Source organism: Pannonibacter phragmitetus (assembly GCF_050510895.1).
GTDB classification, from domain to species: domain Bacteria; phylum Pseudomonadota; class Alphaproteobacteria; order Rhizobiales; family Stappiaceae; genus Pannonibacter; species Pannonibacter phragmitetus_B.
The window spans coordinates 293,860-318,807 of the sequence record NZ_JBNINT010000001.1 but is presented as its reverse complement, the minus strand read 5'-3'; the positions used below and the strand labels follow the sequence as shown (position 1 = coordinate 318,807).

The following is a 24,948-nucleotide window of genomic DNA, read 5'->3' as shown; positions in this document are numbered from 1 at the left end:
CACCATGAGCCACACCCTGATTGCACCCTCCATGCTGGCCAGCGATTTCTCGCGCCTGCGTGACGAGATCCGCGCCATCGACGGCGCCGGTGCCGACTGGATCCACCTGGACGTGATGGATGGTCATTTCGTGCCCAACATCACCTTTGGCCCGGACATCATCGCCGCCATGCGTCCGCACACCACCAAGGTGTTCGACACCCACCTGATGATCGCCCCATGCGACGCCTATCTGGAAGCCTTCGCCAAGGCCGGCTCAGACATCATCACCGTGCATGCAGAGGCAGGTCCCCACCTCGACCGCTCGCTGCAGGCCATCCGCAATCTGGGCAAGAAGGCGGGCGTATCGCTGAACCCGGCCACGCCGGAAAGCGTAATCGAATATGTGCTCGACCGGCTGGATCTGGTGCTGGTCATGAGCGTCAACCCTGGCTTTGGCGGACAGAAATTCATACCTGCCGTGGTGGACAAGATCGCCCGCATCAAGGCCATGATCGGCAACCGCCCGATTGATATCGAGGTGGATGGTGGCGTCACGCCGGAAACCGCTCCGCTGGTGACGGCAGCCGGTGCCAATGTGCTGGTGGCCGGTTCCGCCGTGTTCAAGGGCGGCACGCCGGAGACTGCCTCCCACTATGCGGCGCAGATCGAAGCCATCCGCAGCGCTGGCAACGCGGCAGCGAAAGCATGAAGGCGGTCATTTTCGATCTGGACGGCACGCTGGTCGACAGCGTGCAGGCCATCGCGGACATCGGCAATGCGCTGATGACCGAGCTTGCCCTTGCCCCGCTCTCCGTTACCGAGGCACGCAGTTACATCGGCAACGGCGCAGCGCGCTTCGTCGAAAGAGCCCTGGCAGCCCGCGGCATCAGCGGCGATGCGGCTCTGCTGGCAGAACGTGTGGAGCGCTTTGAAGAGCTCTATGCCGAGGCCCCTGGCAGCGCCAACCCGCCCTTCCCGGGCGTGGAAGCCGCCCTTCACGCGCTGAAGGCACGCGGCATTCGTCTGGGGCTGTGCACCAACAAGCCCGGCGCACCGACGCACAATCTGGTGGCAGCCCTCGGCTGGAGCGATTTCTTCGACGTGGTCGTAACGGGAGACACCCTGAGCACCCGCAAGCCGGATCCCGCCCCACTTGCCTATGCAGCCAAGGTGCTGGCGCTTTCGCCGGAAGATCCGGGCTTCATCTATGTGGGGGATAGCGAAGTGGATGCCGAAACCGCCGTGGCGGCCAAGGCGCGCTTCTTCCTCTTCACCGAAGGCTACCGCAAGAGCGCGGTGACGGCCCTGCCGCATGAAGCCGCCTTCAGTGACTTCGCCGACCTGGAAAACCTGCTGAACGGCTGATCAATAGCCCCGCTGGCGGTCCACCGCCGGCGGGATCTCTCCACGCTCGAAATAGGCCGCCAGATTGGCCGCCACAATCTTCGCCGCCGTCGCTGGCGTTGTTGGTGCGCTGATGTGCGGCAGCACGGTGATGGATGGATGGCTCCAGCAGGGATTGTCCGCCGGCAGCGGCTCCTGCGCAAAGACATCCAGTACCGCATGGGAGACCTGCCCCTCATCAAGAGCGGTCAACAATGCGGGTTGATCGACGATCGGCCCCCGGCCAAAGTTGATGAGTCCGGCCCCACGCGGCAGCATGGCGAGGCGAGCCGTGTTGAGTAGGCCACGCGTATCCGGCGTCAGCGGCAGCAGCACCACAACGATATCCGAGCGCGACAGTACCCGCTCCAGCCCCGCCTCACCGCTGAAACACGCGACGCCCTCGACTTCTGCCGGGGTACGGCTCCACCCGCTGACCGGGAAACCGTTGGCCACCAGCCGCCGGGCCGCAGCCTTGCCCAGATTGCCCAGCCCGAGGATGCCTATGTGCCGGTCAGCCGCAAGCCGCGGCAGGGCTTCCGCCCAGATCCTTTCGCGCTGTTGCGCCAGATAGAGCGGCATATCCCGATGCAGATAGAGCGAGAAGGCCAGCACTGCCTCGGCCATGGTTTCCGCCAGCTGCGGATCGGTCATGCGGACAATCGCGAAGTCCGTGTCGATCAGCTCCCCCAGCAGCCGCTCCACCCCGGCCCAAAGGCTCTGCACCCAAACAAGGCCAGGCAGTTCATGCAGGTGAGAAGGATCCGGATTGGCGACAATGGCCACGCGTGCCGACAGGCGTTCTGCTGCATCCATGCTCGCCAGCGGGCGCACGTCGATCTGCGGCATCAGCCTTTCAAACTGCACCATCCACTCCGCGCGTTCTTCGGCAGATATGCGGGCAATGAAGGGAACGACGGGTTTCATGACGGCGGCACCTTGGCTTTCACAGTTGCGCCGGATCATGCCTTGCCACAATGCTGCCGCAAAGTGGAAAGTGCCCGCCAGCCGCAAAAATCAGCTCGCCAGCCGCCCAGTCTCAGCCATTTGCACCGCGCCATCAGAACCTCCGGCAGATCCGCCAGAGGAGGCCGCCCGCAACTGCTCGCGCAACATGAGCGTTTGCGCCGACGACAATGGCATGGGCCGCCCGAAAAGGAAGCCCTGCACAGCCGGGCATCCGGCATCCCGCAGATAGGCGAACTCTTCCTCGTTCTCCACGCCTTCGGCCAGAACCGGAATGTTCATGCTCTCGGCAATCAGCAAGGCTGCACGCACGATGGCGGCAGCACGGGGCCGGTTGGCTACATCGGTAATAAAACTGCGGTCAATCTTGATCTTGTCGAAGGGAAAGTGCTGCAGCAGCGCCAGCGAGGAATAGCCGGTTCCGAAGTCATCCATGGCAATGGAAACACCCAACGCCTTGAGCCGGGTGATGGTCGCCAGCGCGCGGGCGTGATCGGCGATCAGCCCGCTTTCGGTCAGCTCGATTTCGAGACGCGCCGGCGCAAGTCCCGTCTCCTTCAACACTTCATCGACAAGAGCGGGCAGGTCGATACGCGTCAGCTGATAGGCTGCGACATTGACCGCGACCTTGTATCCCCCGGCCAGCCAGCCGCATCGGCGCAGGCACGGCGCAGGACATATTCCCCGATCTCCGAAATCAGCCCTGTACGCTCGGCAACCGGGATGAACTCCCCGGAGACACCATGCCAAGGGTGGGATGGTGCCAGCGGACCAGCGCTTCGAAGCCAACGAGAGACCGGGTGCTGGTGCAGTTCTGCGGCTGGTAATAAAGCTCCAGCTGGTCGCCCGAAACGGCGCTCCTCAGGTCAATTGCCAACCGCGCCTGATGGCGCACGTCATCGTCGAGGCCGGCCTTATAGCGGCGAACCTCCCCGCTGCCGCCACGCAGGGCCTCCTGCGCTGCAAGGCTTGCCCTTGTCATCAAAGCCGGAGCATCCAGCCCGTCTTCAGGAAAAAGTGCATAGCCCACGGCACTGCGCAGGGTGAGCGTGCCTGCCGGTGTCATGTGTGGTCCGGCCACCAGCTTCTGCAGCCGCACCGCAGCGGCGCTGGCTTCATGGCGGCCAAAGACCCCTGTCTTGATCAGAAGAAACTGCGCGCCCGGCAGACGGGCGGTGTATTCATCGGCCAGCAGGGCATCATTGAGATGCAAGCCGACTTCCCGCAGCACCGCATCTCCAGTAACCTCGCCATGTGCGGCGTTGATCATGGCGAATTCTTCCAGATCAATGGTGTAGACCGCAACCTTGTCGTTGCCACGTATGGCGCTGCTCAGAAGTTCGGCAAGCTTGCCTTCAGCCCAGAGCTTGTTCGGCAGACCCGTTAGAGCATCAAACTGGGTCAGATGCTGATAGCGCTCCGTTGCCTCCTGCATGGAGAAACGGTCAATGGTGTAGGACGAGCCGACCGTCACCAGCAAGAGGGTGGTAACACCGATCACCGTTGCCAGCATGTACTCATCCGGCATGGCCTGGGGCGGAATATCAATGCCTGCCAGCGGTGTGATCGTCATCGCATCCATGCCTGTGAAGTGCATGGAGACGATTGCCAAAACCATCGCCACCATCGCTCCTGACCGGCAGAAGCGCGTCACGGGCCGGGATGCGCGGTTGAAGGCAAGGCCTCCGAACAAGCCACCGAGCAGCACGGATGACAGCACATAGGATGGCTCCCAGGTGATGATGCCCGGAACGAGAAATGCAGCCATGCCGGTGTAATGCATGATCGCGATGCCAAGGCCAAAAAGCACTCCGCCCAGCTCGATCGTCAGCCCCGCCGGAGAGCGCAGAGACACACTGAACGCAAAGCAGACGCAAAGGAACAAGACTGCAAAGCTGGCTGCGGTCAGGCCAGGCGCAAATGAGCGCTCGAACGGGACGAGGTAGCCCAGCATAGCCGCAAAATGGGTGGTCCAGATCGTGCTGGTCGCGACGAGCGCACCAAGGAACAGCCAGAGCCACCGGCGTGAACCGTCACTCCTGCGCATGCGCGTGTAGATGCGCATCGACAGGAAAGACCCGAAAACACAGACGATTGCGGCCAGCGCGACGTAGCGCAGGTCGTGTTCGACCGCGATACAGGACAAGACGTTCAGCATGCATTGCACCCCTTCACAGGGGAAAATACGTAGTAGCTGAGTAGAGTCTCCTAACGCGGCGGAAATTCCGCATTTAACATCACCAATTCGTTGATCCAGACAACCAAATGCTGAAGCAATCAAAGAACAGCAACTTCTGCCTGTTGCACAGGAACGGCAAGGGAAGCGCTCAAGGCCCAGCCACACCATCAAACAGGAATAAAATTCCACAAGATCTAGAGTTCTGCAAAACGAAAAGAAAACAGATCTTATAAATCGAAATACACCAATTCAAAATCACATATATCAATAATTAAAAGGCAATTTTTTTCTTATAGATATAAAATCTCGAACAATAAAAATATAAAAATTTCAAACTCAGATTACCCCGCCAGAATTGGCAGATTCTAAAATATGTCAAAACCTTGACATAAATATCAAGCAGACTATGTATAGCCTCATCGACCCTAAATTCAGGATCGATATTTCAGAAATGCCAGCGATTTTCAATCGCGGGCGGAACTTGAACCGCCTGGCATGACCTTTTTGCCATCACGTGATCCTGGATCGTGATGGCTTTCGCGCTGCAGGCAAGCCTGCGGATGACGACCAACAGGAGACTGACAATGACAAAGACACTTCTGCTGACGGGCGCAGCCCTGATCGGCCTTGGCATGTCCGGCGCCTCAGCTGCCGAAGAATGCGGCAAGGTAAGTCTGGCCGAAATGAACTGGCCTTCAGCGGGTGCCATTGCCCATATCGACAAGATCATTCTGGAAGAAGGCTACGGCTGCGAGGTCGAGCTCGTGATCGGCGACACGGTGCCGACCTTCACATCGATGACGGAAAAGGGTGAGCCGGACATGGCTCCGGAGCTCTGGGTGAACACCATTCAGGAGCCCCTCGACAAGGCAGTCGAGGAAGGCAAGATGATCGTCGGAAGCGAAGTCCTGTCCGAAGGCGGCGTGGAAGGTTTCTGGATCCCCACCTATCTGGCTGAAGAGCACAACATCAAGACCCTGGCCGATGCGCTGGCAAAGCCGGAACTGTTCCCCGGCGCAGAAGACAAGTCCAAGGGCGCATTCTTCAACTGCCCGTCAGGTTGGGCCTGCCAGACGCTCACCACCAACCTGTACAAGGCCTTCGACGTGGAGAGCAAAGGTTTCGAATTGGTCGACACCGGCTCTGCCGCAGGTCTTGACGGTTCGATCTCCCGCGCCTTCGAGCGCAAGGAAGGCTGGCTCGGCTATTACTGGGCACCGACACCCATCCTCGGCAAGTATGAAATGACGCGGCTTGATCTTGGCGTGAAGCACGACGCTGCCGAGTGGGAGCGCTGCACCGCCATCTCCGGCTGTCTCGACCCCAAGCCCAACAACTGGGACAAGTCACCGGTCTACACCGTTGTGACCAAGGAATTCGCGGACAAGGCAGGCGTGGCCATGGATTACGTCAAGGCCCGCTCCTGGGACAACAAGACCGCTGGCGAAGTTCTGGCGTGGATGACCGACAACCAGGCCACCAATGAGGACGGCGCCTTCTGGTTCCTCGAAAACAAGCCGGAAGTCTGGAGCACCTGGGTTTCGCCGGAAGTGGCGGAAAAGGTGAAGTCCGCCCTCTGAGAAGACACCTGATGAACCGGCAGGAGACGGGTGTCTGCATCAATGCAGCCCGCCCTGCCGGTTTGCCCTGAGCCTCTGCCCGCACCGTCAGGCTGCGGGCAGAAACGGGTGCAAAGAGGAACAAGAAATGGATCTTTTCGACTTTCCCTCGCTCAGCCGCGGCACATTGCGTGCCCTGCGGCAAACGATTGATGCGGGGTTTCTGGACTTCACGCGGAACTATGGCGAGGCGCTGGAACAGGCCTTCGAGCCACTGCGCCTGCTTCTCATCGGCATCGAGAACCTGCTGCTGGACTCCCCTGGCCTCTTGTCATGGCAGGCATTCTGGCTCTGGTGTTCCTGCTTAGCCGCAGTCTGCGCGTCACGGCGGGCAGCCTTGTGGCGCTTGTGCTGATCGGCGTGCTCGGCATGTGGGATGACACCATGCGCACCATGGCAATGGTGGCGGTGTGTACCCTGACAGCGGTCGTGCTCGGCATTCCCATCGGCATCGCCATGGCCCGCTCGGACAGGCTGCAGGCCTTCATCAACCCGGTGCTTGATCTGATGCAGACCATGCCGGTCTTCGTCTACCTCATTCCCGTGGTGATGATTTTCGGCCTCGGCAAGGTTCCCGGCGTGATCGCGGTGGTCATCTACGCCATCCCGCCCATGATCCGCCTCACCAATCTGGGCATCCGGCTTGTCAGCGCCGATGTGCTGGAAGCCGCCGATGCCTTTGGCTCTTCGTCCTGGCAGAAACTGAAGGACGTGCAGCTGCCGCTTGCGCTGCCCACCATCATGGCCGGCATCAATCAGTGCATCATGATGTCCCTTTCCATGGTGGTCGTTGCGTCGATGATCGGCGTGCGGGGGCTTGGCCAGCCGGTGCTTCAGGCCATCACCAACCAGTTCTTCACCATGGGCATTCTCAACGGCCTCGCCATCGTCGCCATTGCCATCATCTTCGACAGGTCCACCCAGGCCTATGGCAAGCGCATGCAGAAACACATGGAGGCCACCCATGGCTGATCAGCTGAACACCACACCGGCCGACGATCCGGATGAGGAGGCGAGCACAGCAGGAATTGAGCTGCGCGGCCTTTACAAGGTCTTCGGCCCGAACCCGGCCAGCGTGATGGACCTTGTACGTCAAGGCATTTCCAAGACCGAGCTGAACGACAAGCACAACCACATCCTGGGTCTGAAGGACATCAACCTGACCATGCCCGCCGGGCGCATTCAGGTGGTCATGGGACTGTCCGGATCGGGCAAATCCACCCTGATCCGGCACATCAACAGGCTGATCGAGCCGACGGCGGGCGAAGTCCTGTTCGAGGGGCAGGACGTGTGCACCATGTCCCCCAGCAGCTGCGCGGCTTCCGCCGCCACAAGACGGCGATGGTGTTCCAGAAATTCGCCCTGCTGCCGCACCGGACTGTGCTGCGCAATACCATTTACGGCCTCGAGATCCAGGGAGTTCCTGAGCGTGAGGCCAAGGAGCGGGCCGCTCACTGGCTGACACGCGTCGGGCTGGAAGGCTATGAGGACTATTACCCCAATCAGCTTTCGGGCGGTATGCAGCAACGTGTCGGCCTTGCCCGGGCGCTGGCCAATGATGCGGGTATCCTGCTGATGGACGAGGCCTACTCGGCCCTCGACCCGCTGATCCGCATGGACATGCAGAAGGTTCTGCTGGACCTGCAGCAGGAGCTGAAGAAGACCATCGTCTTCATCACCCACGATCTGGACGAGGCCCTGCGTCTTGGCGACCGCATCGCCATTCTGCGCGATGGCGAGATCGTGCAGGACGGCACCGGTCAGGAAATCGTGCTGCGTCCGGCTGACAGCTACATCGCCGATTTCGTGCGCGAGGTGAACCGTGGCCGGGTGCTGAAGGTCAACACCATCATGCGCAAGGGCGAACTGGCAGAAACGGATCTGACGATCCCCAGCGGCAGCCTGCTGGAAGATGCCGCAAGGCTCTTCTCTGAAACCAGCGAGACAGCCGCCATCGTGGTGCGCCCCGATGGACGGAAACTCGGCACCATCCAGCTGCACGACATGATCGCGGCCATGGTGTCACCAGCCTGACGCGAGAGTTCAAGCCCGCGAAAGCCCCTTGCGGTGGCGGCCCAAGACGGCGGCCGCCGCAAGGAAAAGCCCAGAGACAGTGGCAATCATCCCCGCCGCGCTGACGGAATTATTAGCCCCCAGCCAAAGCGGGCCATAGCCTGCCAGCACATAGCCGGTGATGGCAGCCAGGGCGGCGATCACAAGGCTCAGCCCCACCTGGGCGGTCAGCCGGTTCGTCATCAGCCGCGCCGTGGCGGGCGGGCAGATGAACATGGCAATGACGATGATCGACCCAACCGCATCAAAGGCGGCGACAGCCGCCACCGCAGAAAGCGTGACCAGCCCGAGACTGAGCAGCGTGACCGGCAGCCCGCGTGCAGCCGCATAACCTTCATCAAAGGTCATCAGCACCAATGGCCGCCAGAACAGGCCCATGAGCAGAAAGACCGCGACCATGACGCCCGCCATGCGCAGAAGCTCCGGCGGCAGACCGGCCAGCGCCTGCGAGTCCAGAAGTGAGCCCCAGCCTTCCGCATCCAGCCAGATCAGGCTTTCCAGATTGCCATAGAGCGCGTGCTCCACATCCAGATGCACCGTGCTGGTGTTGCTCTGTTCCAGCAGCAGAACACCGGCGGCGAACAGCGTGGTAAAGACAACGCCCATCGCGGCGCCTGGCTCCATCCGGCCGTAACGGCGCAGCAGCTCGATCAGCACCACGGCAACAAGCGCCGCCCCGCCCGCACCCAGCATCATTGGCCAGGTGGAAATCTGGCCTGTGATCAGAAAGGCTACGACAATGCCCGGCAGCACCACATGGGAAATGGCGTCGCCAATCATCGCCTCCCGGCGCAGGATGAGGAAATTGCCCGGCAGGGCGCAGGCTAGCGCGGCCAGCGTGCCGATGAGCAGTGGCGTCAGACTGAACTGCACGAACTCTGCACCGAACATTTCACCCCCATGGCGCACCTCCACGGATGAGGAGACAGTGTGCCTGTCCAGCTGCGCGAGTTCGCCTGCGGACAATAAACTGCTGATCAGACGGACACCGTCATAGCGCGACATGACATCCTCGCTCGCGCCGCCTGCCTGCAACGCGGCCCAGCGCGCTTCGTCCTGAGCCAGCATCTGCGCCAGCGCCCGGCCTTCATCGTTGAGCATCCGGTCAGCCGCCAGAAGACCCGCACGGGAAAGAGCCTGCAAAAGACGAGGATCATGGATGATGCCGTGCTGCGCTAGCGTCAGCACACCTTGCCGCAGCAGCAAACGGCGCCGTTGCCTTGCCCGCGCCAGCACAGATGCCACCAATCCCCGGCGCGGGGCCATGAGCAGGGAAGCGGTGAAGAAGGCCGCTGCTGTCAGCACGATCACCGGTCCTGCCGGAACATTCGGTGCGGCCGCAGAAAGTGCCGAGCCAATATAGCCAGCCAGTGCGCCGAATAGGGCTGCAAGCGCAAGAATGACGGTTGCCCGCTCACTCCAGAACCGGGCCGTCGCAGCAGGAATGATCAGCAGGGCGACGATGAGTACCAGCCCGACGAGCTTCAGACCCGTCACGGTCACCGCAAGCATGAGCCCGAGCATCACCCCATCAGCAAGGCCAGTGCGGATGCCTATGGTTTCCGCATGCCCCTGATCAAAGCAGACATGCAGCATGGGCCGGCGGAAGATGAGCATCACCAGCACGCAAATGGCACCGCCGCAGGCAATCAGCACAGCATCACTGAACAGCATGCCCGCCGTGGACCCAAGTAGAAAGCCTTCCAGCCCAGCCTGACGGCCGGTTCCCGTCACCTGAATGACCGTCAGCAGCACGATGCCAAAGCCGAAGAACACCGACAGCACCGCGCCAATCGCCGTATCCTCGGCGAGGCGGGTGTAGCGGGTCAGCGCAGTAACGGCGAGCAGCCCAAGACCAGCGGAGAGCGCCGAACCCACGAGCAATCCCGGCAGTGACCGGCCATCACCGCCCAGAGCCACCATCACCATAAACGCCACTGCAATGCCCGGCAGTGTCGCATGAGCGCTGGCATCGCTGATCAGCGCCCGCTTGCGCAGGAACAGGAACGTGCCGGTACTCCCCGCCGCCGCCCCAAGAAGGCTTGCACCAACACCAACCAGCGCCGCGTTGTAGCCTGCCTGCATCATCAGCGCAGAGAGGAAGCTGGACAGGACCTCAGTCATGAGCAGCCTCCGGCGGGTACTTGGCCGCCTTCAGGCAAGACCTCTCCGCCCCCCTGGTGGGGAGGGGTAAGGGGTGGGGGGCTCTGCGGGAAACAAAGGCAGGGCAAAAACGATCCGCCGCAGCGCCCCTCTCCCCCTTGAGGGGGAGATGTCTGCGCCAGCAGACAGAGGGGGTGGCAGCGCTTCCGCATGACACCACTTCTCAAGCGAACCGGGAGGCCCCTACCCCCTCTGCCCCCTGCCGGGGGCATCTCCCCCTCAAGGGGGAGAGGGGTTAGTGCCAAAGCCACAGCCCGGAATCCGCATTCTCTCCCGAGGTGGGGAGGGGGCTGAGAGGCTATGACGCACACTAGCGAATTTGCCCAACTGGACACCCTCACCTCCCCGTTTCCAGTGCCAGATCAAGCCGGGGCGAAGCGGAGGGTTTGAGCGCCGTTTCATCGAGGCGTCCGCCGTAGGCGCGCTGAAGAATGGCGGGAGTGAAGGCTTCGTCCACCGGTCCTTGCGCGATCAGGCGCATGTTGATGACGAGCACGTGGGAGAAATAGACCGGAACGGTAGAAAGATCATGATGCACGCAGACCACTGTCCGGCCCTCGTCCCGCAGGGCTTTCAAGACCCCGATGATCGCCCGTTCCGTCGCCGCATCCACACCGGCAAAGGGCTCATCCAGCAGATAGAGATCCGCCTTCTGTGCCAGCGCCCGGGCAAGGAAAACGCGCTGCTGCTGGCCGCCGGACAACTGGCCGATCTGACGGTCCGCAAAGCCTGCCATGCCAACCCGCTCAAGGCAGTGCATGACGAAATCCCGGTGGTGCTGGCGGATACGCCCGAGAAGGCCAAGCTCCCGCGACAGGCCCATCATCACAACGTCCTCGGCACGGGCCGGAAAGTCCCAATCGACGGACGCCCGCTGCGGCACATAAGCGACACGCTGGCGAACTTTCGCAAAAGGCTGGTCGAACATGTCCACCGTGCCGGACAGGCGCGGCACGATGCCGAGCGCTGCCTTGAGCAAGGTCGATTTGCCCGCCCCGTTGGGACCGATGATGGCCGTCATGGATGCAGCTTCCACATCCACAGCAATGCCCAGAAGCGCAGGCTTGCCGCCATAGGAGACCGACAGATCCCGGATCGCCACAGCCCGTGGCTCATGCTGCCGCAAACTGCAATTTGCCGTCTTTTCGATCTTCACCGGGATCATCTTGTCCTGTCCTTCCACTCAGCCAGCCGCCTGCAGTTTTCCCAGCCGGCCACGCTCCGGCACCTTGCCCCCAAGGGCTGCCGCAATGGTCGTGACGTTATGGTCGATCATGCCCAGATACGTGCCTTCATAAGTGCCGGATTGCCCCATGGCGTCCGAGAAGAGCTCGCCACCGATGACCACCTTGTGGCCCCGGGCATCGGCGCCTTCGATCAGCGCCTTCATGTTGCGGTCCGGCACGGAGCTTTCGACAAAGACAGCACCGATCTTGCGCTCGACCAGCGTGTCCACCAGTTCGGCAATACGGGAAAGACCGGCTTCGCTTTCTGTGGAGATGCCCTGAATGCCCAGAACCTCGAAGCCATAAGCACGGCCGAAATAACTGAAGGCATCATGAGCCGTCACCAGAACCCTTGCGTTCTCGGGCACGCTGTCCAGCACCTGCATCGCATAGGCATCCAGTGCGTCCAGCTCACCCAGAAAAGCCCCCAGCCGGGCGTCAACATCCCCGGCCTGATCCGGCAGTGCCGTTTTCAGCGCCGCGGCAATGGCGGCAGATACGGTCTTCCAGAGTTCAGGGTCCATCCAGACATGCGGATCATAGCGGCCCGGATAGTCCGCATGGGAAAGCAACTGCGACGGGTCTATGGTCTCCGCCACCGCAACCACCTTGCCCTTGCGGGAGAGGTCCGCGAAAAACTCCTCCATCTGGGCTTCCAGATGGAGCCCGTGGCGCAGCACCAGATCCGCCCGTGCCATGGCGACAATATCGCTGCGCGTCTGCCGGTAACCGTGCGGATCAACCCCCGGCCCCATCAATGCGGAGACAGAGACAAGATCGCCGCCGATCACGGATGCCGTGTCCGATATCATACCGGTCGTCGCGCTTACCGTCAGCTGCGTTGCCGCTCGCGCAGAGCCGGAAAAGCCAGTCACTCCGGAGGCCGCGGCAACCAAGCCGCCCGCAGCAAGAGCCGTCCTCCCGATAAAACCACGTCTTGTCAAAAGCATCGGGGTTCCTTTCATCTCCAGCCTACGCGCTGCACCGCAAAAGGCAAATGCTTTTAAGAACGATTTGCATTTAAGATAGCTACTTGCGAATGAGTTGCAAGAGCAAAATGAGGATGGCTTTTCCGGTTGCCAAAGCAGGCTGCGTGGCGCAGGACTGAAGCGGGACGCGGAAACCCCTTGGATGGAGCAAAAAATGCGCCGGGAAACTGACAGCATGGGTGAAATCAGCGTCGAGAGCGACCGTTACTGGGGCGCTCAGACGCAAAGGTCGCTGACCTATTTCAACATCAGCACCGAGCTGATGCCCGTCGAGATCATCCACGCCTATGGCATTCTCAAGCAGGCAGCCGCCGAGACCAACCGGGACCTGGGCCACCTCAGCCCGGACCTTGCTGCCCTCATCATTGCTGCAGCGCGGGAAGTGAGTGAAGGCAAGCTGGACGAACACTTCCCTTGCATGTCTGGATGACCGGCAGCGGCACCCAGACCAACATGAATGTCAACGAGGTCATCTCCAACCGCGCCATCGAGGTGGCAGGTGGAGCGCTCGGCTCCAAGAAGCCGGTGCATCCCAATGACCACGTCAACATGTCCCAGTCGTCCAATGACACCTTCCCCGCCGCCATGCACATGGCAGCAGCCATTGCGGTGAAGACACGCGTTCTGCCTGCGGTGAAGGCACTGCGCGATGCGCTGGACAAGAAGGCCAAGGCCTGGGACCACATCATCAAGATCGGCCGCACCCACCTGCAGGATGCGGTTCCGCTGACCCTTGGTCAGGAATTCTCCGGCTATGTGGAGATGCTGGACGAGAACCTCGACCGCATCGCCGGCGCCCTGCCCGATGTCTACAAGCTGGCGCTTGGCGGCACGGCTGTGGGCACGGGCCTCAACGCGCCCAAGGGCTTTGCCGAAGGAGCAGCGGCCCGCATCGCGGCGCTGACCGGCCTGCCCTTCATCACCGCACCCAACAAATTTGCCGCTCAGGGCGCCCATGACGGGCTGGTGATGCTGCATGGGGCACTGAAGACCACGGCAGGCTCTCTCTTCAAGATCGCCAATGACATCCGCCTGCTCGCCTGCGGCCCGCGCTGCGGGTTGTTCGAACTGATCCTGCCGGCCAACGAGCCGGGATCCTCCATCATGCCGGGCAAGGTCAATCCCACCCAGTGCGAGGCCATGGCCATGCTCTGCATTCAGGTGATGGCCAATGACGTGGCGGTCGGCATGGGCGGGGCCAGCGGCTATCTGGAGATGAACGTCTATAAGCCGTTGATGATCAACGCCGTGCTCCAGTCCACCCGGATGCTGGCCGATGGCTGCACCAGCTTCCGCAAATTCATGGTGGAAGGCATGGAGGCAAACGAAGCCCGTATCGCCGGCTATGTCGAAAACTCGCTGATGCTGGTCACCGCCCTCAGCCCGCACATCGGCTATGACAAGGCCTCCAAGGCCGCTCATCACGCCTATGAGCATGACATGACCCTGAAAGCCGCCTGCCTCGACCTCGGCTACATCTCCGCCGAAGATTTCGACCGGCTGGTAGACCCCAGGCTGATGCTCAGCGAGGGGTGACAGCGCATAGAGCCGGAAGGATTTGAGGTGTTCGAGACACCTGACACCCATCCATAGTCATCCCGGCCAAACACAACGCGAGCCGGGACCTGTCAGGCGGCCACTGCTTCCCGTCCATAATAGGTCCCGGCACAGGTGGGTAACTCACCGCAAAATCCGGAACTCTCTGCAGGAACAAACGCACACACCGCCCCTTGCCAAAGCTCCTCCTTCTGCTTTAAGTGAAAATGTTATAAAATAACATTACAGGAGTATGCAATGCTCAGGCAGACGACAGCCATTGCGCTGGCGATGATGGCGCTGGCCGCTGGCGGGACGATGGTTCGGGCGAACGAGACCGCCCAGGGCCATTGGCGCGTTTTCGTTGGCGATCATTCCACCGGCAAGATCACGGCTCTGGATCTGGACAAGCCGGATCAGCGCTGGACCTTCGAAGTCAAAAGCCGCGCCCGGCTTTATCCCTTCGGTGATGGGGCAGGCATTGCCGTGGTGCAGGCTGAGGCGAACCGCGCCGATTTCCTGAAAAGCGGCATCACACTGGAAAGCCACGGCGACCACGCGGATATCGAGGTCAGCGATCCGGCACTGCTGAACACCTCCATGGAGGGTGGCAATCCGGTGCATGTGGTTGAGCATTCCGGTGTGCTGGCCATCAATTTCGACAAGGACGCCAAGGCGGCGCTTGCGGATGTGAAGGGCCTGCTCGGCGGCGATCCGCAGATGCGCACCTTCCCGCAGGAGGTTGCGCACCATGGCTTTGTGGCCGTGTTCGGCGATTATGTGCTCTCGACCGTTTCGGCAAAGGAAAAGCCGGAAGGCGCGTCAAGCCTGCCGCGCCTCGGGCTGCAGGCCTTTTCGGCCGATGGCAAACCGGTGTCGGATCTTGCTTCCTGCCCCGGCATTCATGGCGAGGCTTTCTCCGGCGCCTATCTGGCGGCGGGCTGCGAAGACGGCGTCCTGACGGTGAAGACCGATGGCGCAAAGCCCGAATTCGCGCTTCTGCCCTATCCTGCTGATTTCCCGAAGGGCAAGACCGGCACACTGCTGGGCGTGAAGGGCATGCAGGCCTTCCTTGGCAACTATGGCGCTGACGGCCTTGTCGTGGTGGCCCCTTCGGATGCGCCCCACTTCACCCGCGTCACCCTGCCCTTCCGGCGGGTGGACTTCGTGCTTGATCCGGCCAAGCCCCAGAATGCCTATGTGCTGACCGAAGACGGCACCCTGCACCGTTTCAACATCCTGTCCGGTGACATTGAGGTGTCCAGCAAGGTGACTGAGCCCTACAGCATGGACGGCCACTGGCGCGACCCGCGCCCGCGGCTTGCTGTGGCCGGTGATACCGTGGTGATGACCGATCCGAACAAGGGCCTGCTGCGCCTCATCAGCACGTCAGACCTGAAGCAGACCGGCGAAATCCCGGTGGAAGGCATGCCCTACACCATCGCCATCGCCGGTGGCAGCGGCATCAGCCACTAATAACGCAACCGGCTCCCGGCCCCGTCTTGCTCGCAGGATGGGGCCAAGCCCCCTCTCCCCCTTGAGGGGGAGAGGAGTTGATGCCTGACCGGAAGCCTTAAAGTCCCCTCAAGGCGGCCCCTTCGGAAAATCAGCCCCCGTTCACTTGCCCTTGCGGTTCATCGCAGCAGCAAGGGCTGCGGCCATGGCGCTGTTGCCGCCGCTGGCCGGTGCAGGAGCGCCGCCGCCACGGGGGCGCCGCCACCACGCGGGGCACCACCGCCGGGACGGGGGCCACGCGGATCACGAGGGCCATCCTGGCTGGTCCGTTCACGGGCAGCCTGATAGTCGGCGGCCTTCTTCATGGTCAGCGAAATGCGCTTGCGCTTGGCATCCACTTCCAGCACCGTCACCGAGACGATATCGCCCGCCTTGACCACCTTGTGCGGATCATCCACGAACTTGTCGGCCAGCTGAGACACGTGAACAAGGCCGTCCTGATGCACGCCGATATCGACGAAGGCACCAAAATTGGTGACGTTGGTGACCGTGCCTTCCAGCTTCATGCCCACGCGCAGGTCTGAAATCTCTTCCACACCATCCAGCAGCGTTGCGGTCTTGAACTCGGGGCGCGGGTCGCGGCCCGGCTTCTCCAGCTCGGCGATGATGTCGCGCACGGTCGGCAGGCCGAAACGCTCGTCGGTGAACTGGGCCGCATTCAGCGTCTTCAGGAAGGCACTGTCGCCCATGATCTGGCGCACGTCCCGGCCACAGGCCTTCACGATGCGCTCGGCCAGCGGATAGGCTTCCGGGTGCACGGAGGACGAATCCAGCGGATTGTCACCGTCGCGGATGCGCAGGAAACCGGCGCAAAGCTCGAAGGCCTTCGCACCGAGGCGCGGCACATCCATCAGCTGCTTGCGCGTGGTGAAGCGGCCAATGCTGTCGCGGTGTTCCACCACGGCCTTGGCGAGGCTTTCGCCCAGACCCGAAATGCGGGCGAGCAGCGCAGGCGAAGCGGTGTTGAGATCCACACCCACCGCGTTCACCGCATCTTCCACAACGGCATCAAGCGCACGGGCCAGACGGGTCTGGTTCACGTCATGCTGATACTGACCGACGCCGATGGACTTGGGCTCGATCTTGACGAGTTCGGCCAGAGGGTCCTGCAGGCGGCGGGCGATGGAGGCGGCCCCACGCAGGGACACGTCCACATCCGGCATTTCCTTGGCTGCCAGCTCAGAGGCCGAATAGACCGAAGCTCCCGCCTCGTTGACGATGACCTTGATGGGCCGCGCCGCAACCGGAATGTCGGCCAGAACCTCTGCGGCCAGACGGTCGGTCTCGCGGCTTGCGGTGCCGTTGCCGATGGCGATCAGCCCCACCTTGTGGCGGGCGATCAGCGCCAGCAGCGTGTTGCGGGCACCGGCCATATCGTTCTTCGGCTGGAAGGGATAGACGGTGGCCGTCTCCACCAGCTTGCCGGTGGCATCCACCACCGCCACCTTCACACCCGTGCGGATGCCCGGGTCGAGCCCCAGCGTAGCGCGGGCACCGGCGGGTGCGGCCAGCAGCAGGTCCTTGAGGTTGCGGGCAAACACCTGAATGGCCTCTTCCTCGGCGCGGTCGCGCAGGTCGCCCATCAGGTCAAGCTCAAGGTGCAGCGCCAGCTTCACCTTCCAGGCCCAGCGGGCCACATCCATCAGCCACTTGTCAGCCGGGCGGCCCTGCTCGGAGATACCGGCCGCATGTGCCACCATGCGCTCGACCGGCTTCAGCCCCTCGGTCACATCCGTGTCTACCGTCAGCTCGACGGAGAGCACACCCTCGTTGCGGCCACGGAACAGTGCCAGCGCGCGGTGGCTGGGGATCTTGGCCCAGCTCTCGGAATAATCGAAATAATCAGCGAATTTGGCGCCCGGCTCCTGCTGGCCGTCGATGACCTTGGAGACGACAACGCCCTTGGAAGTCAGATATTCACGCAGACGGCCAACCAGTTCAGCGTTTTCGGAGAAGCGCTCCATCAGGATCTGGCGTGCGCCATCCAGCGCGTCCTTCACCGTGGCCACGCCCTTCTCCTCGCTGACAAAGGCGGCAGCTTCGCTCTCCGGCACCTTGCGCGGATCGGACAGCAGCGCATCGGCCAGCGGCTCCAGCCCTGCTTCGCGGGCAATCTGCGCCTTGGTGCGGCGCTTCTTCTTGAAGGGCAGATACAGATCTTCCAGCACCGCCTTGGTGTCGGCCTGCGCGATCTTCAGCGCCAGCTCGTCCGTCAGCTTGCCCTGCTCATCAATCGACTTCACGATGGCGGCACGCCGGTCTTCCATCTCCCGCAGATAGATCAGCCGCTCTTCCAGCTTGCGCAGCTGGGTGTCATCCAGCCCGCCGGTCGCTTCCTTGCGGTAGCGGGCGATGAAGGGCACCGTCGAGCCCTCATCCAGCATCTGCACCGTGGCATTGACCTGGTTCGGCTGACAGCCGATCTCCTCCGCAATCCGCCGCGCAATCCTGAGCGCCACTTCGGGGAGACCTGCGCCTTCTTGCCGGAAGCAGGCGTGGCGGCGAAGCCGGGGGTCTCAGGGCTCAGGTCGGAGAGATCGGACATGGGGTCGTTCCATCGCAAATTGATCGGATAGCCCCCGCCCGCCGGAGGCTGGCAAGGGAGCGCGGACGATAGAGCCCGCAAAGGCGGCGATAAAGAGACACCCCGCCACCGTCCACGGAAATGCAGGGTTTCACACAGGGAGCGGCACTTACGGATTGCCGCCCTTCACCGCACCACGGTGATGCTCTCCGCTGCGCGGGTGACGGCGGTGTAGAGCCAGCGGTCGCGGTGTTCGCGGAAGGCGAAGCTTTCGTCGAAGAGGACGACACGGTCCCATTGCGAGCCCTGGGCCTTGTGCACGGTGAGGGCATAGCCGAAATCGAATTCGTCCGACTTGCGCCGCAGAGCATAAGGAATCTGCTCCGCACCTTCCTCGAAGAGCGCAGGCATGACCTTGATTTCCACCGACTGCTTGCCCGGCTCGTCTTCCGGCATGATGTCGTAGCGCAGGGTGTTGCCCTTGGACTGCTTCTGCCGCTTGACCTGCCACAGGCCGCCATTGAGCAGCCCGCGGGTCTTGTCGTTTCTGAGGCACACCAGCTTGTCGCCAACGGCCGGCATGGGCTGAAGGAAGCCCTTCAGCTCGCGGATGCGGTTGTTGTAGAGGCGGCGGGTGCGGTTGGTGCCGACAAGAACCTGATCGGCGGCCAGGATCTGCTCCTTGTCGATCTCCCGGCGGGAAATGATGCGGCTGGCGCCGAAGGTGCCGTAATCAAGGCTGCCGCCCTCGCGGATGGTCATGGACATGCGCACGATCGGATTATCCTGCGCCTGCCGGTGCACCTCGGTCAGCATCACGTCCGGCTCGGCCTCGGTGAAATAGCCACCGCCCTTCACCGGAGGCAGCTGCGCCGGGTCGCCCAGCACCAGCACCGGCGTGCCGAAGGACAGAAGATCGCGGCCCAGATCCTCGTCCACCATGGAGCATTCGTCGATGACGATGAGGGATGCACGTGCTGCCTCGCTGTCGCGCTTCAGGGCAAACTGCGGCCCGGCGTCCTCCCCTCCTCGACGATCTCTTCTTCCTTGGCCGCACGGGGCCGGTAGATCAGCGAGTGAATGGTGCCGGCATCCGTGCAGCCCTTCTGGCGCAGCACGTGGGCTGCCTTGCCGGTGAAAGCGCCGAAGCACACATCGCCATCAATGCCCTCCGCCAGATGGCGGGCCAGCGTCGTCTTGCCCGTTCCGGCAAAGCCGAAAAGGCGGAACACCTGTTTGTCCCCGCGCTTCAGCCAGCGCGCGGCATCCGACAAGGCCTTTTCCTGCTGAGGCGACCAGAGCATCCGTGCGATTCCCGTTTCGTTCGCTCAAGGCAATAGCGGGTTTTTACCCCATGACCAAGGCTCGAAAACAAAATGCCCCGCGAAACCCTTTCCGGCCTCGCGGGGCATGACAGGCAACCGTTTGCGCTTAAGCCGCCGCAGCCTTCGCCGCGAGGCGGGCGCGGATGCTCTCGACACCGGACTTCGGCGTCGCGCTGAACAGCGTGCGGGTGTATTCGTGCTGCGGGTTCTCGAACACCTCGTCGCGGGTGCCGTATTCCACCACCTCGCCGTAATACATCACCATCACCTTGTCGGCGAGGTAACGCACCACCGACAGGTCGTGGCTGATGAACACGTAGGTGAGGCCCATCTCGTCCTGCAGATCCTTCAGCAGATTGAGGATCTGCGCCTGAACGGAGAGGTCGAGCGCGGAAACCGGCTCGTCCAGCACCAGGAGCTTCGGCTTCAGCATGATCGCCCGGGCAATCGCCACGCGCTGGCGCTGGCCGCCGGAGAACATGTGTGGATAGCGGCCGTAATGCTCCGGCTTCAGCCCCACCTTTTCCAGCATGGACAGCGCCGCATCGCGCCGCTCGGCGGCGGACATGTCCGTGTTGAGCAGCAGCGGCTCTTCCAGAACATGACCGATCTTCTGGCGCGGGTTGAGCGAGCCATAGGGGTTCTGGAACACGATCTGCACCTTGCGGCGCATTTCGCGGGAGATGCCGGTCTTGGCAATGTCGATGGGCAGGCCGTCGATCTCGATGGAGCCGGAGGTCTGCGGGTCGATCATGGTGAGAATGCGGGCAAGCGTGGACTTGCCGCAACCGCTCTCACCGACGATGGCCAGCGTGGAGCCGCGCTCCACGTCGAAGCTGACACCCTTGACCGCCTGCAGGACGCGAGGCTTGGAGAACATGCCCCCGCCGATGACATATTCACGCGTGACATCGCGAACCTTGAGGATTGCGTCACTCATGCGCTGGCCTCCTGGGCTGCAAAGGTCTTGGCAAAGTCGCTCACGGTCGGCAGCCGGTCGCCGGTGGCGTTTTCCGGCAGCGCCGACAGCAGCGCACGGGTGTAGGGGTGCTTGGGCGCCTCGAAGAGGGAGAGCACATCGGACTCCTCCATCTTCCGGCCCTGATACTGCACGATCACCCGGTCAGCGGTTTCGGCCACGACACCCATGTCATGGGTGATCATGATCAGCGCCATGCCGCTGTCCTTTTGCAGCTTCATCAAGAGATCAAGGATCTGCTTCTGGATCGTCACGTCGAGCGCCGTCGTCGGCTCGTCGGCGATCAGCAGCTTCGGAGCGCAGGCAATGGCCATGGCGATCATCACACGCTGGCACTGGCCGCCCGACATCTGGTGCGGGAAGGAGTTGACCCGGCGCTCAGGCTCAGGAATGCCCACCGCCTGCATCAGCTCCAGCACACGGGCCTTGCGGGCGCTGCCGGAGAGATCGGTGTGCACTTTCAGCGCTTCGTTGAGCTGGAAGCCGACGGTAAAGCACGGATTGAGGCTGGCGATCGGCTCCTGGAAGATCATGGAGATGTCCTTGCCGATGACCTGGCGCCGCTCTGCTGCAGAGAGCTTGCGCATGTCGCGGCCTTCAAACTCCATCTTGTCCGCCGTGATGGTGGCCGTGTCCGGCAGAAGACCCATGGTGGCCAGCATGGCCACCGACTTGCCCGAACCGGACTCACCGACGATGGCCAGCACTTCGCCGGCTTCGACCGTATAATCCACACCATCCAGCGCCCGGAACGGGCCCTTGGCGGTGTCGAACTCGACCCGGAGGTTGCGGATTTCAAGTAGCGCCATGGGCTTAGCTCCGCTTCAGCTTGGGATCGAGTGCATCACGCAGGCCGTCACCGACCAGGTTGATGGCCAGAACCGTGATGAGGATGGCAAGACCGGGGAAGGTGACGACCCACCAGGCGCGCAGGATGAATTCCCGCGCTTCCGCCAGCATCGTGCCCCACTCCGGGGTAGGCGGCTGGGCCCCCATGCCGAGGAAGCCGAGGGCAGCCGCATCCAGGATGGCGTTGGAGAAGGAGAGCGTCGCCTGCACGATCAGCGGTGCAAGGCAGTTCGGCAGAATGGTCTTGAACATCAGCCGGAAATGCCCTGCCCCGGCCACACGCGCCGCCACCACATAATCGCGGTTGCGCTCGGCCAGCACCGCCGCACGGGTGAGACGGACGAAATGCGGCTGCAGCACCAGTGCAATGGCGATCATTGCATTGGTCAGCCCCGGCCCGAGGATGGCCACCAGCACGAGAGCCAGCAGAAGCGACGGGAAGGCGAGGATGATATCCATCACGCGCATGATGAATGTATCGACCGCGCCGCGCACATAACCGGCGACAAGGCCGAGTGCGATGCCGCCGACAAGGGCAATCACCACCACAAGCACGCCGATAAAGAGGGAGAACCGGGCCCCGAAGATCAAGCGTGAAAGGATATCGCGGCCCACAGCATCTGTGCCGAGCAGGAAGCGCCAGTCGCCCCCTCAACCCAGACCGGCGGGACAAGGAAGCTCTCCCGGTACTGCACCTGCGGCGCATGCGGAGCGATGAGCGGCGCGAAAACTGCTGTCAGCACCAGCAGCACAAAGATGGCGAGGCCAATAACAGCTCCGCGGCTCTGCGAGAAGTAGTACCAGAATTCGGCCAGCATGGCGCGTGTGGCGTTGCGGCTTTCCTGGGCGAGCTTTTCCGCCGAAACGGGTGCAGCCTCTGAAGTCTTGGTCATGGTCTGTCCTCCGCGCTCAGTGATGCCGGATACGCGGGTTGATGAGCCCGTAAAGCAGGTCAACGATCAGGTTTACCAGCATGATGATGCCGGCAACCAGCAGCAGGCCACCCTGCACGGCGAAATAATCGCGCCGCAGAATGCTGTCGACGAGCCACTTGCCAATGCCCGGCCAGGAGAAAATCGTTTCGGTCAGGATTGCGCCTGCCAGCATCACGCCGATCTGCAGGCCGATGGTCGTGATGACGGGAATGAGCGCATTGCGCAAGGCATGCAGACCCACGACACGCAGGGGCGGCAGACCCTTGGCACGGGCAGTGCGCACGTAATCCTCGCCCAGCACTTCCAGCATGGCAGAGCGGGTCTGGCGCGCGATGACCGCCAGCGGAATGGTCGCAAGCACTACGGAAGGCAGGATCAGGTGGCTGACAGCGGACATGAAGGCCCCCTTCTCACCCGACAGCAGGCTGTCGATCAGCATGAATCCGGTCACCTGCGGGAAGAAGAACATCAGCGAGATCCGGCCCGAGACGGGTGTCCACTGCAGAATGCCCGAGAACAGGATGATCAGCAGAAGGCCCCACCAGAAGATCGGCATAGAGTAGCCGACAAGTGCGGTCCCCATGATGGCCTGATCGGCCACAGTGCCGCGTTTCACCGCCGCCAGAATGCCAAGAGGAATGCCGAGAAGTACAGCGATGAGAATGGCGCAGAAGGCCAGTTCCATGGTCGCCGGGAACAACTGAAGAAACTCGTCCAGAACCGGCTTCTTCGAGGCAAAGGAGACGCCAAGATCACCCTGGAAGATCTTGACGAGGAAATCGAGATATTGCTCCCACAGCGGCTTGTCGAAACCCATCTGCTGGAAAAGCATGGCCTTACGCTCGGGATCGATGCCGCGCTCCCCGCCAGCAGCTCGACCGGATCACCCGGGAGCAGGCGGATAAAGCTGAAGGAGATCAGCGTCACACCGAGAAAGGTCGGAATGAGCAGGCCAAGACGGCTCAGAAGAAATCGTATCATGGTCCGGTTCCGGATGAGGGGCAGCGGCACGCGCGGCTTGACCTTGCGCGCCGCCACCCGGGAACAGCAAAGGGCAGCGGCGCCCGAAAGCCCCGCTGCCCCGTGAGGTTTACTGATTACTCAGCGATGTCCACGCCTTCGAAGGAGTGCTTGCCGAGCGGGTTCATGACATAGCCGGAGACCTTCTTCGACATCGGCATGAACACGACCGAGTGAGCAATGGTTGCCCACGGAGCCTGATCCTTGAAGACGACCTGAGCCTCTTCATAGAGCTTGGTGCGCTCTTCCTTGGTGGAGACCGTCTTTGCCTTCTGGATGAGGGCATCGAAGTCCTTGTTGCACCACTGGGCGCGGTTCGCACCGCCGACAGCGTCGCAACCCAGCAGCACGGCCAGGAAGTTGTCCGGGTCACCGTTGTCGCCGGTCCAGCCCAGAAGCACGGCACCGTCACGGTTGGTGTCGCTGGAGCGCTTCAGGTACTCGGCCCATTCGTAGGACACGATCTCGACCTTGACGCCAACCTTGTCGAAGTCGGCCTGGATCAGCTCGGCCATACGGCGGGCGTTCGGGTTGTACGGACGCTGCACCGGCATCGCCCAGATCTTCATGCTCAGATCCTTGACGCCAGCAGCCTCAAGCATCTTCTTGGCCGCTTCCGGATCGTAGGCATCGTCCTTGATGGACGTGTTGTAGGACCACATGGTCGGCGGAATCGGGTTGGTGGCCTTCTCGCCGGAACCCTGGAACACGCCGAAGATGATGGCATCCTTGTTGATCGCCATGTTGAGTGCCTTGCGCACTTCCGGCTTGTCGAACGGAGCCTGCTGGGTGTTGTAGGCCAGGTAGCCCACGTTCAGGCCCGGCTGCTCCATCATCTGCAGGCTGTCGTCAGCCTTGATGGCTTCGATATCGGCAGGAGCCGGATACGGCATGATGTGGCACTCGCCAGCCTTCAGCTTCTGCAGGCGAACGGCAGCATCCGGCGTGATGGCGAAGACGAGGTTATCAACCTTCTGCTTGCCATCCCAGTAGTCGGCGAAAGCCTGATAGCGGATGACCGCGTCCTTCTGATAGGCAACAAAGGCGAACGGGCCAGTGCCGACCGGCTGCTGGTTCAGCTGATCCATGGTGCCAGCCTTCTGAAGCTGGTCAGCATATTCAGCGGACAGGATCGAGGCGAAGTCCATGGCCAGATTCGCCAGCATCGGCGCTTCCGGACGGTTCAGCACGAACTTGACCGTGTAATCGTCAACCTTGACGATTTCCTTGATCAGGTCGGGCATGGACATGCCGTCATAATATTCCCAGGAAGCACCGGCGGTGTACTGGTTCCAGGGATTGTCCTTCTGGCCCTGACGGTTGAAGGAGAACAGAACGTCGTCGGCGTTGAAATCGCGCGACGGCGTGAAATAGCTGGTGGTATGGAACTTCACGCCCTTGCGCAGGTTGAAGGTGTACTCCAGCCCGTCATCGGAAACGGTCCAGCTTTCGGCGAGGCCCGGAATGACTTCCGTGGTGCCCGGCTTGAACTGCACGAGGCCGTTATAGACGGCCTGAGAAGACGCATCGAACGTGGTGCCGGACGTATAGAGCGCCGGGTCAAAGCCTTCCGGAGAGCCCTCGGAGCAATAGACCAGCGTCTTTGCCTGCGCGCCGGTTGCCGCCACGCCAATGAGGGTTGCACCCAGAAGCGCAGCCTTGAGGGTTTTACGCATCATCATCAA

The 24,948-nt window shown here is 62.2% G+C and carries 14 protein-coding genes and 6 pseudogenes; 7 read left to right on the top strand and 13 right to left on the bottom strand.

Going from position 1 to position 24,948, the window contains the following annotated elements; all coding sequences use genetic code 11:
* Window positions 1–4: 4 nt before the first annotated feature.
* Both rpe and gph read left to right on the top strand, forming a co-directional pair.
* On the top strand, window positions 5–691 hold the full coding sequence (gene rpe, locus ACQB61_RS01470) for a ribulose-phosphate 3-epimerase (RefSeq protein ID WP_430511189.1): 687 nt from the start codon (window positions 5–7) through the stop codon (window positions 689–691).
* Window positions 688–1,347, top strand: coding sequence for a phosphoglycolate phosphatase (gene gph / locus ACQB61_RS01465; RefSeq protein ID WP_430511188.1), 660 nt, complete (start codon window positions 688–690; stop codon window positions 1,345–1,347). Before rpe ends, gph begins: the two co-directional genes overlap by 4 nt.
* Here the strand turns inward: gph and ACQB61_RS01460 are convergent, their stop codons facing one another.
* The 3 genes from ACQB61_RS01460 to ACQB61_RS01450 all read right to left on the bottom strand — a co-directional run bounded on the left by ACQB61_RS01460 (window position 1,348) and on the right by ACQB61_RS01450 (window position 4,489).
* Window positions 1,348–2,292, bottom strand: a complete 945-nt coding sequence (locus ACQB61_RS01460) for a 2-hydroxyacid dehydrogenase (RefSeq protein ID WP_430511187.1) — start codon at window positions 2,290–2,292, stop codon at window positions 1,348–1,350.
* 90 nt (window positions 2,293–2,382) lie between these two features.
* Window positions 2,383–3,081 (bottom strand): EAL domain-containing protein, encoded by a 699-nt coding sequence (locus tag ACQB61_RS01455; protein ID WP_430511186.1) that lies wholly within the window; start codon window positions 3,079–3,081, stop codon window positions 2,383–2,385.
* Window positions 3,029–4,489 carry a bifunctional diguanylate cyclase/phosphodiesterase gene (locus ACQB61_RS01450; protein WP_430511185.1) on the bottom strand — a complete coding sequence of 487 codons (1,461 nt, stop codon included), beginning with the start codon at window positions 4,487–4,489 and terminating at the stop codon, window positions 3,029–3,031. Before ACQB61_RS01450 ends, ACQB61_RS01455 begins: the two co-directional genes overlap by 53 nt.
* Window positions 4,490–5,094: 605 nt before the next feature.
* Between ACQB61_RS01450 and ACQB61_RS01445 the strand changes: the two genes are divergently transcribed.
* From ACQB61_RS01445 to ACQB61_RS01435, 3 genes and pseudogenes are all read left to right on the top strand, one after another.
* Window positions 5,095–6,090: an ABC transporter substrate-binding protein gene (locus tag ACQB61_RS01445; RefSeq protein ID WP_430511184.1), complete on the top strand. Its 996-nt coding sequence runs from the start codon at window positions 5,095–5,097 to the stop codon at window positions 6,088–6,090.
* Between the two features lie 127 nt (window positions 6,091–6,217).
* Window positions 6,218–7,101, top strand: a pseudogene (locus ACQB61_RS01440) (ABC transporter permease).
* Window positions 7,094–8,163 (top strand): annotated as a pseudogene (locus ACQB61_RS01435) (quaternary amine ABC transporter ATP-binding protein). Before ACQB61_RS01440 ends, ACQB61_RS01435 begins: the two co-directional pseudogenes overlap by 8 nt.
* Window positions 8,164–8,172: 9 nt before the next feature.
* On the opposite strand, the gene ACQB61_RS01430 reads toward ACQB61_RS01435, so the two are convergent.
* The 3 genes from ACQB61_RS01430 to ACQB61_RS01420 form a co-directional block, all read right to left on the bottom strand.
* Window positions 8,173–10,326, bottom strand: coding sequence for a metal ABC transporter permease (locus ACQB61_RS01430; protein WP_430511183.1), 2,154 nt, complete (start codon window positions 10,324–10,326; stop codon window positions 8,173–8,175).
* 376 nt (window positions 10,327–10,702) lie between these two features.
* Entirely contained in the window at window positions 10,703–11,548 is an 846-nt protein-coding gene (locus ACQB61_RS01425; protein ID WP_430511182.1) for a metal ABC transporter ATP-binding protein, read from the bottom strand.
* Complete coding sequence (locus ACQB61_RS01420; RefSeq protein ID WP_430511181.1) at window positions 11,549–12,541, bottom strand: metal ABC transporter solute-binding protein, Zn/Mn family; 993 nt, start codon at window positions 12,539–12,541, stop codon at window positions 11,549–11,551. It lies immediately after the preceding gene.
* A gap of 193 nt (window positions 12,542–12,734) precedes the next feature.
* On the opposite strand from ACQB61_RS01420, the pseudogene fumC reads away from it, so the two are divergent.
* Window positions 12,735–14,116, top strand: a pseudogene (gene fumC / locus ACQB61_RS01415) (class II fumarate hydratase).
* A 258-nt stretch (window positions 14,117–14,374) separates the two neighbouring features.
* Window positions 14,375–15,592 (top strand): hypothetical protein, encoded by a 1,218-nt coding sequence (locus ACQB61_RS01410; protein WP_430511180.1) that lies wholly within the window; start codon window positions 14,375–14,377, stop codon window positions 15,590–15,592.
* Between the two features lie 158 nt (window positions 15,593–15,750).
* Here the strand turns inward: ACQB61_RS01410 and ACQB61_RS01405 are convergent, their stop codons facing one another.
* The 7 genes and pseudogenes from ACQB61_RS01405 to ACQB61_RS01375 form a co-directional block, all read right to left on the bottom strand.
* Window positions 15,751–18,090 (bottom strand): Tex family protein, encoded by a 2,340-nt coding sequence (locus ACQB61_RS01405; protein ID WP_430511179.1) that lies wholly within the window; start codon window positions 18,088–18,090, stop codon window positions 15,751–15,753.
* A gap of 251 nt (window positions 18,091–18,341) precedes the next feature.
* A pseudogene (locus tag ACQB61_RS01400) lies at window positions 18,342–19,459 on the bottom strand (ATP-dependent DNA helicase).
* Between the two features lie 127 nt (window positions 19,460–19,586).
* On the bottom strand, window positions 19,587–20,420 hold the full coding sequence (locus ACQB61_RS01395) for a dipeptide ABC transporter ATP-binding protein (RefSeq protein ID WP_430511178.1): 834 nt from the start codon (window positions 20,418–20,420) through the stop codon (window positions 19,587–19,589).
* Window positions 20,417–21,268 (bottom strand): ABC transporter ATP-binding protein, encoded by an 852-nt coding sequence (locus tag ACQB61_RS01390; protein WP_430511177.1) that lies wholly within the window; start codon window positions 21,266–21,268, stop codon window positions 20,417–20,419. The genes ACQB61_RS01395 and ACQB61_RS01390 overlap by 4 nt, the downstream gene beginning before the upstream one ends.
* A gap of 4 nt (window positions 21,269–21,272) precedes the next feature.
* Window positions 21,273–22,126, bottom strand: a pseudogene (locus ACQB61_RS01385) (ABC transporter permease subunit).
* Window positions 22,127–22,217: 91 nt separating this feature from the next.
* Window positions 22,218–23,224: pseudogene (locus ACQB61_RS01380) on the bottom strand (ABC transporter permease subunit).
* A gap of 116 nt (window positions 23,225–23,340) precedes the next feature.
* Window positions 23,341–24,945 carry an ABC transporter substrate-binding protein gene (locus tag ACQB61_RS01375; protein ID WP_430511176.1) on the bottom strand — a complete coding sequence of 535 codons (1,605 nt, stop codon included), beginning with the start codon at window positions 24,943–24,945 and terminating at the stop codon, window positions 23,341–23,343.
* Window positions 24,946–24,948: the final 3 nt, after the last annotated feature.

Coding starts and splice junctions, on each gene's coding strand:
- ACQB61_RS01420 (WP_430511181.1), bottom strand. CDS start 12,541: ATGCTTTTGACAAGACGTGGTTTTATCGGGAGGACGGCTCTTGCTGCG.
- ACQB61_RS01450 (WP_430511185.1), bottom strand. CDS start 4,489: ATGCTGAACGTCTTGTCCTGTATCGCGGTCGAACACGACCTGCGCTAC.
- gph (WP_430511188.1), top strand. CDS start 688: ATGAAGGCGGTCATTTTCGATCTGGACGGCACGCTGGTCGACAGCGTG.
- rpe (WP_430511189.1), top strand. CDS start 5: ATGAGCCACACCCTGATTGCACCCTCCATGCTGGCCAGCGATTTCTCG.
- ACQB61_RS01445 (WP_430511184.1), top strand. CDS start 5,095: ATGACAAAGACACTTCTGCTGACGGGCGCAGCCCTGATCGGCCTTGGC.
- ACQB61_RS01430 (WP_430511183.1), bottom strand. CDS start 10,326: ATGACTGAGGTCCTGTCCAGCTTCCTCTCTGCGCTGATGATGCAGGCA.
- ACQB61_RS01395 (WP_430511178.1), bottom strand. CDS start 20,420: ATGAGTGACGCAATCCTCAAGGTTCGCGATGTCACGCGTGAATATGTC.
- ACQB61_RS01460 (WP_430511187.1), bottom strand. CDS start 2,292: ATGAAACCCGTCGTTCCCTTCATTGCCCGCATATCTGCCGAAGAACGC.
- ACQB61_RS01410 (WP_430511180.1), top strand. CDS start 14,375: ATGCTCAGGCAGACGACAGCCATTGCGCTGGCGATGATGGCGCTGGCC.
- ACQB61_RS01375 (WP_430511176.1), bottom strand. CDS start 24,945: ATGATGATGCGTAAAACCCTCAAGGCTGCGCTTCTGGGTGCAACCCTC.
- ACQB61_RS01390 (WP_430511177.1), bottom strand. CDS start 21,268: ATGGCGCTACTTGAAATCCGCAACCTCCGGGTCGAGTTCGACACCGCC.